Raw genomic sequence first — 15,826 nt, 5'->3', positions numbered from 1 at the left:
GGGCTGCTCACAACTTCCACCGCTCCAGGGCTGACCGGGGGCCGGCGGGGCGGTCACGGCGTACCCCCACCCGCAAGAGGCGGCGAAAGCGGCCCTGGCGGACGCGAGCCCTGCCGATGGATGAACAGCCGCAGAATAAGCATGACACCTCCGTTCCAGCTCAGGTGTTCTCGGGACCGACCGCTACCGGGCACCGTGAAGCGATGCGCCCGGGTTCTCCTCGGCGGGGCGACCGAGGCCGGGGCGTACGAGGGCGTGAGTACGTCACCAGACCGGGGTTCCGTGCTACGGGGCTCGGCGCCCGAAAGGACCGCGTCGAAGATGCGACGGGTCCGGACGAGACTCCGCTCCCGTGACATCGAGGTCAACAGGCCGTGTGCGTCCACCGGGGTCCTGGGCGTCCGCTCACCAGCATAGTCCCCGGGCCTTCGCCGCGGTGGGTTCGAACGGGCCGGAATCTGGCCACCCGGCGGTGCGCAAGGGCGTGGGGGAGAGATCCGGGGGCGAGCCGATCGTGACGTCTGGTCCACAGAGAGGGCCCGGGCAGGCGCCTGCCGGTCGGCACGTACGCGTCGCCCGCGTCTTGCTGTTCGCATGCACCGGGCTCATCCATGGCCGCCGTCCGCGTATCCTGCTGGCCGCCCGCAAGATCTGCGCAGTGCCGTCGCTGCGGGAGTGAGACGGCAAGACCGGGGGAGGGGCACGTGAAACCGGTGGAGGCTACCGATCCGGCTGCTGTCGGGGGATATCCGATCTTGGCACGTTTGGGCGCCGGAGGCATGGGCCAGGTGTATCTGTCCCGTACGACGGCCGGACGACCGCTCGCATTGAAGACCGTTCGCCCGGATCTGGCCGAGGCGCCCGACTTCGAGGCACGGTTCGCCCGGGAACTCCGCAACAGCGATCTCGTCCGGTCGCCGTTCACCGTCTCGGTCATCGACTTCAGTCCGCCGGGCCACCACCCGCAGTGGCTTGCCACGGAGTACGTTCCCGCGCCATCGTTGGCCGACTGGGTCGTGGCACACGGACCGCTCCCGCCGGTCACGCTGCGTGCGCTGGCCGGCGAACTGGCCGCCGCTGTCGCGGCTGTGCATGCTTGCTCGCTGGCGCACCGGGACATCAAGCCGTCCAACATCCTCCTGGGCCGCGAACGGCCCATGCTCATCGACTTCGGTATCGCCAGGGCAGCCGACGACTCACGGCACACCCACAGCGGCGGCGTCATCGGCTCTCCGGGCTACCTGGCCCCCGAGCAGATATCCCGGGGCATCGTTACCGAGGCCGGCGACGTCTTCTCCCTCGGCTGCGTCCTCGTGTTCGCGGCGTCCGGACGCAGCCCGTTCCAGCATCCGGGAGAGGACGTCTCCGCGGCCTCGCTGCTGTACCGCATCGTGCACGAGCAGGCCCACATCAAGGCCCTGCCACCGGAGCTGCTGCCCGTCGTGAGACGCTGTCTGGCCAAGCAGCCCGAGCAGCGCCCCTCCAGCAGGGAACTCACCGACCTGCTGCCCCGCGGATCCGGCTCGAGCTGGAGACAGGCCCCGCCGCCCGGCCTCGGTGACGAACTCGCTGCCCGCGAGGCGCAGGTGGCGCGCCTGGTCACGACACCCGACGTCCCAGCACCCACGGTCACGGCACCCACCGTCATGACGGCTACACCGCCGCCCGCCCGCACCGCCGCTCCGCCGCCCGCCGGTGGAACTGCCCCGCCACATCCGGCCGCGGTCGGTCCGGTAGGCGTTTTCGGACCCCCGCCCTCCCTTGGCGCAGGGCCGAGCGGTCCCGCCGGCGTATCGCCTGCCGCCAGCGGCACCGGGCAGTCCACGACGTCCGCCTCGCGCGCTTGGTGGATTGCCGCCGTGGCTGCAACGGCCGTCGCCGTGACCCTGGTCGCGTTGTTGCACCCGTTCGACGGACGCGGTGACCCGGCGGGGACGGACGCGAAGGACAGCGAGCGCCCCACGTCGTCCGCATCGGCGACCGCGCCGACGCTCCCGCGACAGTGGACGGGAGTCTGGACCGGCATCGGCTCGGGCAACCCACGCGCCGACGGACGACTCACGCCCCGCACCACTTCGTTCAAGGTCACACTGACCCTGCGCACCGCCGCCGTCGGAGAACTCGCCGGCAAGCAGGTCAGCAACGTCACAGAGGCCGGCACTCGACGCGAGGTGGGCTGCACCGAAGCTCTCGAACTGCGGGGCGTACGCGGAGCGACCGTCACCCTCGAGGCGGTCACAAGCCACCCCACCGACCGCTCAGCCTCCCTGCTGACCTGCGAGAAAGGGCACGTGTACGTCGTGGAGCTGTCGAACGACGACACGATGACCCTCGGCGAGGAAGGCGCCCAGTCCGCGGGCGCACCCTCCAGCCTTCACCGCAGCCCAGGTGCCCCATGACGACCGCCGAGTTCGGATCGGGCCCCCGTCCGCAGGCCGCGGCGCCGGCATCAGGTCACCGTCGCACACCGCGACCTGCAACTCTTCCTCCTCGATGCACGCCGTAGGTGGCGAGATCGCCCGGGGACGGCTTCATCCCTCGATCCGGGGTCAGTTCGGACCGGAAAAAGGGGCCACTTCAAAGCGTTGATGCCAGTCCATGGACAGGCCGCGCAGCCCGGTGCTCTCGGGCCGACGGTGCTGGTGATGCGCCGCCGGCCCGTGGGCTCGGCCTGCCCCACGCTCATCGGCCGGTGGCCGACCACGCACGATCACGGCCGTGTCCCGATCCGGTGTCCCGGTCCGGTGGCCCGATCCGGTTACCGTCTCGGTCCCGCGAAGGCGTAGGCCGCGGTGCCGGCCACGGCGAGGACCAGGGCCGTCCAGGTGCCAGCTGCCGTGCCGGGTTGCAGCAGCATCCAGGTCGCCACCTGCATCGGCGCATTCGTCGGGGGTGGGGCGAAGAACGAGAACGAGAGCCAGGCGAAGGGCAGCGTCCATGCGTACTGGCCGCCCGCGAGCACCGCGCCCAGGGCGACCAGTCCCACCAGGCCCGCGCTGTCCCGGACGACGAACGCGGCGGTGGCCGGGTCCCCGCCCATCGCCTGCACGGCCGACATCACCGCGCCTACGACCGCGCCGGCCAGCAGCACGTGCGCCGCTCTGCGGGGCGCCCAGCGGATCGCGGCGGTCCGGTCCAGCGCGAGGTCCTGCCCGCCGAACCCGATCGAGGCCGCCATCGCCCCGGTAGCGAGAACGAGCGCGGTCGGCCGCGGACCGCCGGACCCTGCGCCGCCGTCCCGGGCGAGCGCGCACACCGCCACCGCGCTGATCACCACCATGGCGAGCGACGCGGGTACCTGGCGCGAGCGCGCGTACAGCGTCAGCCATCTCATCGGGACGCAACACCGGCCAGGGTAGCGAGCAGGTCGCCCTTGCAGGACAGTGCGGCGGCGTGCATCGCGCTGATCCGCGAGACCTGTTCGGCCCGCGGCAGCTCCTTGAGTCTCTTCCACGCCGGGCGGGCCAGGTCGAGTTGGTCACGCGAAGAGTGGACGGTGCCGCCGAGCGGCCTGAGGTCCCCCAGGACCCAGCCTGCCGCGATGCTCTGCGCGGCGATCTCCCCGAGCGTGCCGCTCTCGTTGTCGCTGCGAGGGGAACACGTCGGGGCCATGCCTTGGGCGAGCAGGGCCCGGGTCAGCTCCTCGCCCTTCGCGGTGGCGATCGTCCCGTCGTCGAAGTCGACGAGCACGGACCTGGGGGACCGCTCCGGCGTGGTGCCGAGCGCCCGTATGACGGTGGTCTCACGCACCGAGACCGGCGCCTGGTCGCCCAGGGCGTCGTGCAGCAGGCGCAGCGCCTTCCTGCCGGGAGCCGCCAGGTCGGCGAGCCGTGCCTGGTGCGCCTTCGCCACGCACACCGGGCCGTCGCACACCGGTGCCGCGGCGTCGTCGTCGACGACGTACGTTCGCCGCGGGTCGGAGGGGAGGACGAGCAGGGCCAGCGCCGCGCCCGCCAGGACGGGCGTCAGGGCGAGCAGTCGGGCGCGCGGCGTCGTGGCGGCCAGCAGTGCGAAACCCGTCGCGGCCATGCCGAGCAGCCAGAGCGTCTGCCCGAGGTGCACGGAGGCGGAGAGCGTGAGGAACACGTCCCGCACCTCTGCCACCCCCGGTGACAGCAGCGAGACCCGGTTCGGCACCGAGGCCGTCGGCACCGCCGAGTCCGACGTCCACTGGCGCAGAAGATTGGTGACCACGAAGGCGCCCACGGCCAGCGCGGGAGGGGTGAGCGGGGACGGCAGCGCCCGCCCGACTCCCATGCCCAGCACGGCCCCCGCGACAAGGGCGAGTGCCCCCACCAGCGAGATCGGCAGCCAACCGAGGTGCGTGTACTCGGCGTCGGCGAGCACCTGGACCGCGCCCTGGAGGACGAGGAGCGCGAAGGCCGAAACCAGCGTGATCGCCGTCGTGCCCGCCAGCATGGCCGCACGGTGCCAGGCGGGCCTCGGCGTGCTCGTCAGCAGCTCGGACATCTTCGAGCGGTGGTCACGCAGTCCCTGAAGTGCCCCGAACCCCACGGCGAGCGGCCACAGAATGACCAACAGGGAGCGTGTCCACAGGGCCATGGACGTCCACTGAGCCGTCCACAGCGCGGTGCCCTTCCACCACGGACCACTCAGCAGGTACAGGAACGCCAGCGCGCTCGTCAGGACCACGACGCCGGCCCATGGGGCGACGGAGCGCCTCAGCTCGATGCGCAGGACACGGACGTTCACCAGGTGCCCCTCCCCTGCTCGGGGCCCAGTAGCAGCGCCGAGTAGCCGCGCTCCAGCGGGCTGTCGCCCACATGCTCCGGGCCCCCCGCCGCGGCCAGCTCGTCCGGGGTGCCCTGGAAGACCAGCCGGCCCTCGGCGAAGAGCACCACATCGGTGCAGGCGGCGGCGACGTCCTCCACCAGGTGGGTCGAGACGAGCACACAGGTGTCCGTGCCCAACTCCTGCAGCAGCTCGCGAAAGCGCAGCCGCTGTGCCGGGTCGAGACCGACGGTCGGCTCGTCCAGCAGCAGGATCGACGGATCGTTGACGATGGCCTGGGCGATGCCGACCCGCCGCACCATGCCGCCCGACAGGGTCTTCAGCCGCTCGTCGGCGCGGTCCGCCAGACCCACCCGCTCCACGGCGCGCTGCACCGCCGCCGGTATGTCCGCCTTGGGCACCTCCTTCAGCCACGCCATGTACTCGACGAACTCGCGCACCGTGAAGCGCTTGTAGTAGCCGAAATCCTGCGGCAGATAACCGATCCGGCGGCGCAGCGAACGGTGCTCGCCCATGCCGCCCACGGACTCGCCGAGCAGCTCCAGGGTGCCCTCGGTGGGGTGCAGCACGGTGGCCAGTGTCCGGATGAGGGTGGTTTTGCCCGCCCCGTTGGGGCCGAGCAGGCCGTGTACGCCGGTGCCCAGGGACAGGTCGAGGCCGTCGACGGCCATCCGTTTCCTGCCGACCCTGACCTTCAGCCCGGTGGCCTGGATCTCCCAGGCGTAGGCCGTCGGCGCGATGTCGGCCGCGCTCACCGCGGACGTCATGTCGTGTTCCTTTCCGATGGTCATCGATGGGCTCCCAGCACGGAGTAGGCGCCCCTGCGGGCGATCACGACACCGATGCCGAGCGCGAGGATCAGCGCCCACACAGGAAGGCCGCCCGACCTCAGGGCGAAGGTCGTACGGCTGGTGGCCAGGGTCGGCGCCACGATCACGGTGGCCCATACGGCCGCCAGCGCGGCCGCGGCGCGGGTCACGCCGACGACAGCGCCGAGCGCGAGGGTCGTCGAGGTGAAAGCAAGACAGGGCAGCAGCCACTGGGCGGCCGTCACCCCCGTCACGCATCCCCCCACCAGCAGTGCGGGGACGACAACGGCGAGCACGGCCGCGGTGCGCCGCAGCACTAGATGGAGCCCGGCCCTCGCCGCGGAGGCCGTCAGCTCGTACGCCGGGTCCAGGCCGCGCGACCAGGACGCCGCGACGCCGAGCACGGGCAGGACCGGCGCGAACAGCAGCACCAGCGACACCTCACCCGAACCGGTGTCGACCAGGTCGAGCAGCAGCGCGAGCAGCGTCACGCTCACGACCATGGCCAGCCACGGCACCATCGTGGGCGTCATCCACCTCGACAGCCGGGCCGACCAGCGCCGTCCGCGCGGCATCGTGGCGGTGGCGGCCAAGTGGGGTTCGAGGTCGGACCACACCGTGTCGACCAGCGCCGCCACAGCCGGCGCCTGCGCCGCGACGGCGGCCGACAGCCGGTCACGGCACACCCCGCACGCCTCCAGATGGGCCTCCACGGCCCACACCTCGTCGGCGGCGAGGTCCGTGCCACCGCGCGCATAGCCGTCGATGATCCGCATCGACGCGTGTTCCACGCTCATGCCAGCGCCTTTCGCATCGCGAGCCGGGCCCTGCGGGCACGGGTCTTGACGGTGCCCTCGGGCAACCCGAGCAGGACGGCGGTCTCCCGGACGGACAGCCCGTCGAGCACCATGGCCTGCAGTACCTGTCTGAGTTCCGGCGCGAGGCGCCGCAGCGCGTCGCCGACGTCACCGCCGACGGTCGCCGCGAGCGCCTCCTCCTCGGCGGCGGGCACCGCGTCGGGGAGAGCGGCGGCCGACGGCGGCTCGGCATGGTGGGCCCGGCGCCGGAAGGCGTCGACGAGGCGACGCGCCGCGATCGTCCACAGCCATCCGACGGCCGTCCCGCCCACCGAGGCCCCCGCGAACGCGCCCGCCGCGCGCCACACCGCCAGATACGTCTCCTGCATGACCTCGGCGACGACCTGCTCGTCCGCGCAGCGACGGCGCAGCCGCAGCGCCATCCACGGCGACGTACGCCGGTACAACTCCTCGAACGCCGCCCGGTCGCCCCTGGCCACCAGCCGGACGAGACGCTCCTCGTCCATCTCCCCCGGTGCCTTCCTCACTGATCTCACACCCGCTAGACGCCCGTCCCCTGCGGCAGGTTTTCCCCTCGGTGTGATCCCCGTCATACATAAGGCCCTCTCCGGTTCCGGCGACCAGGAGCAGGGGCCGTGCGTCGCGAGCCGCTCGGCGACCAGGACGGCGGAGCGGCTGAGGCGGTCGAGGCCGGAAATCGCTCCGGCCACCACTTGGGCCGTGCCGACGGTGGTCGGGCCGGTCAGTCCGGCGACGGCGGCGACCAGGCCCTGTCCCTGCGCTCGGGCCGTGCCGACGGTGGTCGGGGCCGGTCAGCCCGGCGACGGCGGCGATACGGCCCTGTCCCTGCGCTCGGTCAGCTGCGCCAGGGTCTCGACTCCCAGGATGGTGAGCGCCGTGCGCCTCGCCCCCACCGAGCGGACGCAGGCGGCGGCGTGATGGTCCACGTGGCGCCGACGACGCCAAGGGCAGGCCCGCCTGAGTCATGGTCGACGAACCCCCTCAGCGGGTGGTGGCCGTAGGTCCACTTCCACGTCGGTACGGCGCCCTCCTAGCTAGTCCGAGTCAGCGATCACCAGCACCCCGTCGAGGTCGACGGTCACCGTCCCGCCCGCATCAGGCGCTTCCCGGTCGACCAACCGCCGGACACGTTGGCGGACTTCACCACGCGCGGCACGGACGGCCCGCAGAGTCTTCTCCCCGGAGGCTGCGAGGGTGTCGATGAGGCGGGAGACCGTCGGGTCGTAGGCCACCGGGCCCGAACAGGACCGGCGCGGCCCGCAGATGGCGAGCATCCGCGAGGCAATCCCCGCCCAGCGCGACTGCCAGGGCCACATCCAGCAGGATCTTGCCCGGATCGTGCACCGGCCGAGGAGCAGGACGGTGTCGTCGCGGGCGCCCCGAGGACGAGCAGGTCAGCGGAGTGATCTCGGGGACCGATCCGAGGGCCCGCCAGGGGGAGACTCCCGGCCCGTACGAGGCGAAGCGTCGCTCTGTGGCCGTATCCATGATCCGTCGGCACCTGCGGCCGTGCGAGCCGGCGATGCGCGGTGTTACCTGGGAATGGGTGTGAAGGGCTGTGAGAGGAGGCGTACCGTCATGCTGAACAAGGTGTTGGTCGCCTATGGGACGACGAACGGGTCGACCGCGCGGATAGCGGAGGCCATCGCCGACATCCTGCGCAAGGAGGGACTGTCGGCCGAGGCGATGCCCGCCCGGTCAGTGACGAGCGTGAGAGCGTACGACGCCGTGGTCGTCGGTGGTGGCCTGTATGCGGGGCGGTGGCACAAAGACGCGCGTCGCTTCGTCCGGCGTCATGCCCGGGAGCTGTCGGGGCGTTCGCTGTGGTTCTTCAGCAGCGGTCCTCTCGACGCTTCGGCCTCGGAACGCGACATCCCACCTGTCCCTGGCGTCCGCCGTGCGATGATCCGGCTCGACGTCCGGGAACACGTCACGTTCGGCGGCTGCCTCGAAGAGGGAGCCAAGGGATTCGTCGCCCGGAAGATCGTCTCCTCCGGGAAGGGCGGGGACTTCCGCGATTTCGATCAGATAGCGGCGTGGGCCGCGCGGATCGGCAGCGAACTCGTGAGCGAGTCGCCGAGAAGCTGAACCCTGCAGGCCGCTCGCTGACGAGGGGTAGAGCAGGGGACGTATACGCGTCGGACCGGTGGCGCATTTCGTGGCGCGGTTGTGGAGACGGCGAAGGTGACCAGATCACCCACCCTTTTGGGACGGCTCAAAGGGCCCGTTGGCCCCCGTCCGTGGCGCTCGGGCCGATAGCCCGGTCCACTCGGGGACGGGACCGCTCGGCGGACCGTTCGGCCCAAGCGAACCATGGCCATTCGGGACATGCTGGAGCTGCGGGGTTTCTCGGGTACTGCGCTTTGCAGCCTGACCACACCGGTCCTTTCTGCGGCACGCCGCAGAAGGGGAGCAAGGAAGGAGCGGCCATGAAGGGCTTCGTGTTCCACGGCCCCGGACAGTCCGCCTGGGAGGAGGTCCCGGACCCCGCGATCAAGGATCCCACCGACGCGATCGTGCGGGTCGATGCGGTGACCATCTGCGGCACGGACCTGCACATCCTCAAGGGCGACGTTCCGGAGGTGGGCGGCGGCACGGTGCTGGGGCACGAAGCGGTCGGCGAGATCGTCGAGACCGGCAGCGACGTCCGCAGTGTCCGGCCGGGTGATCGGGTGCTGGTCTCGTGCATCACGGCGTGCGGCCGCTGTCGCTTCTGCCGGGAGGGTGCGTACGGTCAGTGCCTCGGCGGCGGGGGCTGGATCCTCGGCCACCGGATCGACGGCACACAGGCCGAGTACGTGCGCGTGCCGCACGTCGACCTGTCCGTGCACCCACTGCCCAGCGCGCTGAGCAGTGAGGACGCCGTACTGCTCGCCGACATCTTCCCCACCGCGTACGAGGTCGGCGTCATGAACGGCCGGGTACGCCCCGGGGACACGGTCGCCGTGGTCGGCGCCGGACCCGTCGGGCTGGCCGCTATCGCCACCGCCCGGCTGTACGCGCCCGAACGGATCATCGCCGTGGACCTCGCCGAGTCCCGGCTCGAAGCTGCCAGGGGGCTCGGCGCCGACGCCGTGGTCACCGTCCGCGACGACCCCGAGCGGCTGGTCGCCGATCTCACGGGCGGGCTCGGTGCCGACGTGGTCATCGAGGCGGTGGGCGTGCCCGAGAGTTTCGAGATGTGCACGCGCATGGTGCGGCCCGGGGGACACGTGGCGAACGTCGGCGTGCACGGCAGACCTGCGACGCTGCACCTCGAAGACCTGTGGAGCAAGAACGTGACCATCACCACCGGCCTGGTGAACACCTCCTCCACCCCCACTCTGCTGCGCATGGCGGCCGTCGGCCGTCTGCCCACCTCGTCGCTGGTCACCCACACATTTGCTTTGGACAGCATGGAGGAGGCGTACGACGTCTTCTCCCGTGCCGCCGACACCGGCGCGCTCAAAGTGGTTCTCGGTGCACGGCGCCACGACATCCTGGCTGTTCCGGCGGCCTGACACGAGGAGATGAGGGCTGTGCCCGAGCACACATCACCCGGCATGGCGAACACGCCGCCAGGATCCGCACGGGGCGACCTCGGGCGCCGTCTCGCCTGGCGACGCGGGGAACTCGGCCTGGCGATGCAGGAAGTTGCCGACCGGGCGGGCATCGATTCCGGCTACCTCCAGTACCTGGAGGAATCGACCGTTGCGGCACCGGCCAGGGGCACCGTGCTCAGGCTGGCCGGTGCCCTGGAGACGACCGTGACGGCGCTCACCGGCGGTGAGGTCGACCTGCCGCCCGGACTGGGGCAGGCCGGCCGCCATCCCGAGTTCGTGGAGCTCGACGTCGAGGAGTGCTGGAGGCGGCTGTCGACACATGGGGTGGGCAGGCTTGCCGTTGTCAGTGCCGACGGGCCGATGGTCCTGCCCGTCAACTACAGCGTCGTCGACGGCGTGATCGCCTTCCGGACCGCTCCCCGCTCCACGGCCGCGCACGTTGTCGGTACGTCCGTCGCCTTCGAGGTCGACCACATCGACGAGGTGTTCAGCCGGGGCTGGAGCGTGCTGGTGCGCGGCCGTGCCCGAGGGGTGACGGATCCCGACGAGATACGCCGACTGGCAGACAAGGCGTACAGCACGCCGTGGGCAGGCGGGCGCCGCGAGATGTGGGTGTGCGTCGACCCCGTCGCCGTCACCGGCCGCGCGATCATGGAGCGCTCCTACGACGGCACATGAGGAAAGCTGGTCACTCGGCCGCAGGGCCCTGTGTGGACTGGACTCAGCGTCTGGACTGGACCGGGCCCCGCCCCGCCTCGGGATGGCAGAGGAGCCACTCTCCCCCCGTGCGACCACGACCGCCCCTGCTTGTGTGACGGACGTCCGCGTTCCCGGGCCGTTCTCCGGCGGAGGGGGGGACTGATGGCCCGTCACCGCCTGCTGCTGCCGGCCTCAGGATGAAGTGGACGAGGCCGCAGCGGAGGAAAGACGTACTGGCCATGTATGCCAATGTCTCCACGGTCTTCGGCACCTACCGCAAGACCCACAACGACGGCGTGTTCGATGCCTGCACCCCCGGAGATGGGTCGAGGACCCGGCACCGCGGCACCGCTGAGCGGCCGTAGGCAAGGGGCGGCGACCGGTCTCGATGAATGGCGCATGACAAATCGGAAGCCATCGTCGAAGCATGTTGAATTTGCAGAGCAAACATGAACTGTGTCACACCTCAGGTTGTGCTGATTGGTGATCGCTGGGGGCTATGCCCGCTTGTGAGTCTCTGGTTAGCGGCGCGGAAGTGGCTTTATGTTGCGACCTGACAGGTGATCGAACACGTCCGGTCACAGTCCAATGCGGCTTTGTGGGGGAGCAGTTCATATGAATACGTACGGGGGGAGACGTCGGCTGCGCGCAGCGGGCGTCGCGTTCTCCGCGGCCATGGTGCTGGCGGCGAGCGCGTTCAACGGCGGCATGGCGATGGCCGGTGAGAGAGCCGGAGCCGCGGCCACGGACCCTGCAAAGGGAGCAAAGGACACAAAGGCCGCCTCGGCCGCCGAATCCGGCGGGACGGCCCAGGCCGCCGGAGAAGGCGGCGGGGGCGAGGACACCAAGGCCCTGGCCGAAGCCGCGCGCACGGGCAAGCCGGTGGAGATCACCTCGATGCGCGGCGAGAGCAGCGAGGTGTATGCGACCCCGAAGGGGCACCTGGAGGCGCGGGAACATCTGCGTCCGGTGCGCACCCGGGTGAACGGCGTGTGGCGGGCCATCGACACCACCCTGACCCGTAACGCGGCCGGAACGGTCACGCCGAAGGCCACGACAGTCGGGCTGACGTTCTCCGGCGGGGGTTCCTCCCCGCTGGTGCGGATGACGAAGAGCGGCCGTGAACTGGCGTTGTCCTGGCCCGGGGCGCTGCCGTCCCCGGAGCTGATCGGGAACACGGTCACCTATCCGGAGGTGCTGCCCGGCGTGGATCTGCGGATGACGGCGCAGCAGGACGGCTTCACCCAGCTCCTGGTCGTCAAGTCGGCCGAGGCCGCGGCGAGCAGTGCACTGAGCACGCTGCGGCTGAAGCTGGACGCCGACGGCATGCAGGTCAAGGAGACCGCCGGCGGCGGTCTGGCGGCGATCGACGAGGGCGCCAAGAGCGCGGTCTTCGAGGCACCCCGTCCCGTGATGTGGGACTCCAGCACCAAGGCGCCCGGCACCGCGACACGGTCCGCCGCCGCAGGCACCGGCGCCGCGCTCGCCCCGACGGCCTCGCCGAGCACCTCCAACACCTCCAACGCTTCCCACACCTCCGCCAGCGCCTCGAAGCGCTCGCCAACGGCGGTCGCCGCAGCCCCCGCCTCCACGACACCGTCCCCCTCCGCGCCGGCATCCGCCTTCGCCTCCGCGCTCGCGGCGGCCAAGGGCGGCGCGGACCCGGAGGCCGTCGCCGCGGAGTCCGCGAACGTCGCGCCGGTCGGTGTGGACGTCTCCGCTGGGCAGGACGCGCTGGTCCTGACGCCGGACAGCGGCGTGCTGAAGGGCAAGGACACGGTGTACCCCGTGTTCATCGACCCGCAGTGGTACTCCCCGAAGGCCTCGGCGTGGACGATGGCCTCCAAGTACTGGGCCTCGTCGCCGCAGTGGAAGTTCAACGGCGACTCCGACGCGGGCCTCGGGTACTGCAACTGGTCGTACTGCGCGCCGTACGACACCAAGCGGCTCTTCTACCGCATCCCCACCTCGAAGTTCGCCGGCCGGACCGTGCTGCAGGCCGAGTTCGTGGTCCGCAACACCTGGTCGGCGTCCTGCTCCGCCCGGAGCGTGGAGCTGTGGCGCACCAAGGACATCTCCTCCTCGACGACGTGGAACTCGCAGGACAACGACGCCTTCTGGATCGATCGCCTCAAGACGGAGTCCTTCGCCTACGGGTTCACCGGCTGTGCCGCGAAGGACGCGGAGTTCGACGTGAAGTCCGCGGTGCAGCAGGCCGCGGACAAGAAGTGGTCGACGATGACCTTCGGTATGCGGGCGGCGAGCGAGTCCGACGGATACGCCTGGAAGCGGTTCTCGGACGACGCCTATCTGCGCGTGCAGTACAACCGTCCGCCGCCGCAGGTCAAGATGTCGCAGTTGAGCATGGAGTACGGCGGCTCGTGCAAGAAGCCCGCCGCCGCGGCGCGGGTGCGCTCGCTGGGCAAGATCTACGCGAACGACGTCACCGACCCCGACGGCGACTCCGTCCGTGTGGAGTTCCGGGCCAGCTGGGACACCGGTGACGGCAAGGGAGTGGTCACCCGCTGGAAGTCGGGTCTGACGACGGCCAAGAAGTCCGGCTCGGACTTCGCGATCACCCTGCCCTCCGTTCCTGCCAACAAGACGGTGAACTGGTACGTCCAGTCCTACGACGGGGCCCAGTACTCGCCGTGGTCGTACACGGGCGACGCGACCGCCTGCTACTTCGTCTACGACACGAGTGTGCCCAAGGCGCCCACCATCTCCTCGGCCATCTATCCGGCCTCCAACCCCGAGGACCCGGACGATCCCTGGTACGACGGAGTGGGCCAGTACGGCGACTTCGTGATCACCGGCGCCGTCTCCGACGTGACGAAGTACTGGTTCGGCCTCAACGGCGACCCGGTCTCCGCCAACACGGTCGCCACCTCGGGCGGAGCGGCCAGAACCGTGCCCGTACTGCCGCTCAAGCCGGGGCTCAACACCTTCACCGCGCGGTCCTTCGACACCGCCGGCAACGGCTCCGAGATCCGCACCTACCAGTTCCGGGTCAAGTCGGGGCAGCTGGAACGCGCCGACTGGAGCATGGACGAGGCGGCGGGCGCCACCCAGGCGGCGGGCAGCGCGCCCGAGCAGACCGCCACCCTCTACAACGGCCCGACACCCGACGTGGAGGGCAAGTTCGGCAAGGCGGTGCAGTTCGACGGCGTCGACGACTACGCCGCCACCGACATCGCCACCATCAACACCGATGTCAGCTTCTCGGTGTCGGCCTGGGTGAAGCTTTCCGCCATGCCGGGCGGAGCGGCCGTCGTGGCCTCCCAGCGCGGCAACAACACCCCCGGCTTCGAGCTGTACTACTCCAAGGGCTACGACCGCTGGGTGTTCAACCAGTACAGCGCCGACAAGGCCGACGCCACCCCCGTGCGGGCCATGCAGGCCGCCGCGGGCGGGGTCAAGGCCGGGGAGTGGACGCACCTGGTCGGCATGTACGCAGCCGGCGAGAAGCTGCTGAAGCTGTACGTCAACGGCGCGCTCGCCGGATCCACGGCCTACTCCACGGCCTGGAACGCACGGCGCGGCATGGTGATCGGCGGCAGTTTCCTCAACGGCACGCCCGCCTCGCCCTTCCCCGGCGCCATCGACGAGGTGAAGACCTTCGAGAAGCCGCTGTCGGCGGCCGAGGTGTCCAGCCTGTACAGCTCGAACAGCACCGGCGGCGGCCGTCCGGCCCGCGCGGTCTTCCACATGGACGACGCCGCCGACGCGACCGCGCTGAGCGGCCGGGCCGATGTGAACCCCGCGGTCCTCAAGGGCGGCGCCACCACGGGCACGGCCGGCGTGGACGGCAACGCGCTCACCCTGGACGGAACCGACGACTACGCCGCCACCGGCGGCTCGCACGTCAACACCTCGTACAGCTTCGCCGTGTCGGCCTGGGTGAAGCTGTCGAAGACCAAACCGACCCATGCCGCCACCGTCGCCACGCAGATCGGCGACACGGTGACCGGCCCCGAGCTGTACTACTCCAACTCCTACGATCGCTGGGTGTTCAACCAGCACAGCGCCGACACCGCCGACTCGACGGTGGTGCGGGCCATGCAGCCCGACGGCACCACCGCCTACGGCGGCGAGTGGACGCATCTGGTCGGCGTCCAGGACACCGAGGCCGACAAGATCTCGCTCTACGTCAACGGAACCCTGGCCGGCACCGCGGCCACGTCCGCGAGCTGGTACGCCGGGGGTGGAGTGCAGATCGGCGCCAGCGCGTTCGAGGGCAAGGCCACGTCGTTCTTCCCCGGTCAGATCGACGACGTGCGGCTCTTCGACCGTCCGGTGTCGGCCGGCGAGGTGCAGCAGCTGTTCAAGCAGCGTGCGGTGGTCAAGGGCCGCTGGAAGTTCGAGACGTCCACCGGCACCCCGCTGACCTCGCCCGACGCCTCCGCCTCGGGCAACGCCATGACCCTTTACAACGGCGCTCAGACGGGTTCGGGCTGGGTGGACGGTGCCGTCGTCCTGGACGGTGCGAACGACTACGCCGCGGCCTCCGTGGTGCCGGTCGACACCAGCACCAGCTTCACCGTCAGCGCCTACGTGCAGACGGCCGCCGTCCCGACGGCTCCCGTCACCGTGCTGAGCGCGCCCGGGGCCAAGAAGAGCGCGTTCGCCGTGCGTTACGAGCCCAGTGCGACGCCGGCCACCGATCCGGGCCGCTGGCGGATCGCCACCGCCGAGTCCGACAGCGACTCCGCCGCGGGCTCCGACATCGGCAACGGCATGTTCTACAGCCCCACCGACTGGAACCACGTGGCGCTCGTCTACGACGGCTTCTCCAAGGAGATCCGCCTCTACGTCAACGGCGAGCTCCAGGAGACCGCCTGCGCCGACGCCGACGACGACGGTGTGCAGGACGACGCGAGCTGCGCCGACACCGTCTCGTGGTCCGACGACGTGCTCACCTACAAGGCCGCCAGGACGCTGCAGCTCGGCCGGGACACGACCGGGACCACGTCCGGCCAGTACTTCCCGGGTTCGCTGTCCGACGTCTGGGTCTTCCAGGGTGCGCTGACCGAGGCCCAGATCGACACCCTCGCCGTCGGCATGCCGGGCGTGGACACCGTCGTCCCCAGCGGCGACTGATCGGCTTCACCGCGGGAAGGGGGCGGCCGCAGTACCCGGCCGGCCCCCTTCCCGGGCAACTGCTTCGCTCCGCCGTGCGCGGCTC

At 70.9% G+C, this 15,826-nt stretch carries 11 protein-coding genes and 1 pseudogene; 6 read left to right on the top strand and 6 right to left on the bottom strand.

Annotated features, from left to right (window positions below):
• The first annotated feature begins 755 nt into the window (after window positions 1-755).
• The gene (locus ACFVYK_RS00405) at window positions 756-2,399 is read left to right on the top strand and encodes a serine/threonine-protein kinase (protein ID WP_389766897.1); all 1,644 of its coding nucleotides are present in this window, start codon (window positions 756-758) and stop codon (window positions 2,397-2,399) included.
• A 359-nt stretch (window positions 2,400-2,758) separates the two neighbouring features.
• Here the strand turns inward: ACFVYK_RS00405 and ACFVYK_RS00400 are convergent, their stop codons facing one another.
• From ACFVYK_RS00400 to ACFVYK_RS00380, 5 genes are read right to left on the bottom strand one after another with little or no spacing between them, the layout of a single operon-like run.
• Entirely contained in the window at window positions 2,759-3,334 is a 576-nt protein-coding gene (locus tag ACFVYK_RS00400; RefSeq protein ID WP_389766895.1) for a hypothetical protein, read from the bottom strand.
• Complete coding sequence (locus ACFVYK_RS00395) at window positions 3,331-4,713, bottom strand: hypothetical protein (RefSeq protein ID WP_389766893.1); 1,383 nt, start codon at window positions 4,711-4,713, stop codon at window positions 3,331-3,333. Before ACFVYK_RS00395 ends, ACFVYK_RS00400 begins: the two co-directional genes overlap by 4 nt.
• A complete protein-coding gene (locus tag ACFVYK_RS00390; protein WP_389766891.1) occupies window positions 4,710-5,543 on the bottom strand; it encodes an ABC transporter ATP-binding protein in 834 nt (277 codons plus the stop codon). The genes ACFVYK_RS00395 and ACFVYK_RS00390 overlap by 4 nt, the downstream gene beginning before the upstream one ends.
• Window positions 5,540-6,358, bottom strand: a complete 819-nt coding sequence (locus tag ACFVYK_RS00385) for a zf-HC2 domain-containing protein (RefSeq protein WP_389766889.1) — start codon at window positions 6,356-6,358, stop codon at window positions 5,540-5,542. The genes ACFVYK_RS00390 and ACFVYK_RS00385 overlap by 4 nt, the downstream gene beginning before the upstream one ends.
• Window positions 6,355-6,885 carry an RNA polymerase sigma factor gene (locus tag ACFVYK_RS00380; protein WP_389766888.1) on the bottom strand — a complete coding sequence of 177 codons (531 nt, stop codon included), beginning with the start codon at window positions 6,883-6,885 and terminating at the stop codon, window positions 6,355-6,357. Before ACFVYK_RS00380 ends, ACFVYK_RS00385 begins: the two co-directional genes overlap by 4 nt.
• A gap of 283 nt (window positions 6,886-7,168) precedes the next feature.
• Between ACFVYK_RS00380 and ACFVYK_RS00375 the strand changes: the two genes are divergently transcribed.
• Window positions 7,169-7,318, top strand: coding sequence for a hypothetical protein (locus ACFVYK_RS00375; RefSeq protein ID WP_389767182.1), 150 nt, complete (start codon window positions 7,169-7,171; stop codon window positions 7,316-7,318).
• 34 nt (window positions 7,319-7,352) lie between these two features.
• Here the strand turns inward: ACFVYK_RS00375 and ACFVYK_RS00370 are convergent.
• A pseudogene (locus tag ACFVYK_RS00370) lies at window positions 7,353-7,753 on the bottom strand (transposase); the annotation flags it as partial.
• Window positions 7,754-7,978: 225 nt separating this feature from the next.
• Here ACFVYK_RS00370 and ACFVYK_RS00365 point away from each other — a divergent pair.
• The 4 genes from ACFVYK_RS00365 to ACFVYK_RS00350 all read left to right on the top strand — a co-directional run bounded on the left by ACFVYK_RS00365 (window position 7,979) and on the right by ACFVYK_RS00350 (window position 15,741).
• Entirely contained in the window at window positions 7,979-8,488 is a 510-nt protein-coding gene (locus ACFVYK_RS00365) for a flavodoxin domain-containing protein (RefSeq protein ID WP_389766886.1), read from the top strand.
• 341 nt (window positions 8,489-8,829) lie between these two features.
• Window positions 8,830-9,900, top strand: a complete 1,071-nt coding sequence (locus ACFVYK_RS00360; protein ID WP_389766884.1) for a zinc-dependent alcohol dehydrogenase family protein — start codon at window positions 8,830-8,832, stop codon at window positions 9,898-9,900.
• 9 nt (window positions 9,901-9,909) lie between these two features.
• Window positions 9,910-10,620, top strand: coding sequence for a helix-turn-helix domain-containing protein (locus tag ACFVYK_RS00355; protein WP_389766882.1), 711 nt, complete (start codon window positions 9,910-9,912; stop codon window positions 10,618-10,620).
• A gap of 636 nt (window positions 10,621-11,256) precedes the next feature.
• Window positions 11,257-15,741: a LamG-like jellyroll fold domain-containing protein gene (locus ACFVYK_RS00350; protein WP_389766880.1), complete on the top strand. Its 4,485-nt coding sequence runs from the start codon at window positions 11,257-11,259 to the stop codon at window positions 15,739-15,741.
• Window positions 15,742-15,826: the final 85 nt, after the last annotated feature.

Source organism: Streptomyces sp. NPDC058291, from assembly GCF_042880855.1.
In the GTDB taxonomy this organism is placed as follows: Bacteria; Actinomycetota; Actinomycetes; order Streptomycetales; family Streptomycetaceae; genus Streptomyces.
Note: the sequence above shows the minus strand (reverse complement) of the source record. Positions and strands in the feature narration are given on the sequence as shown.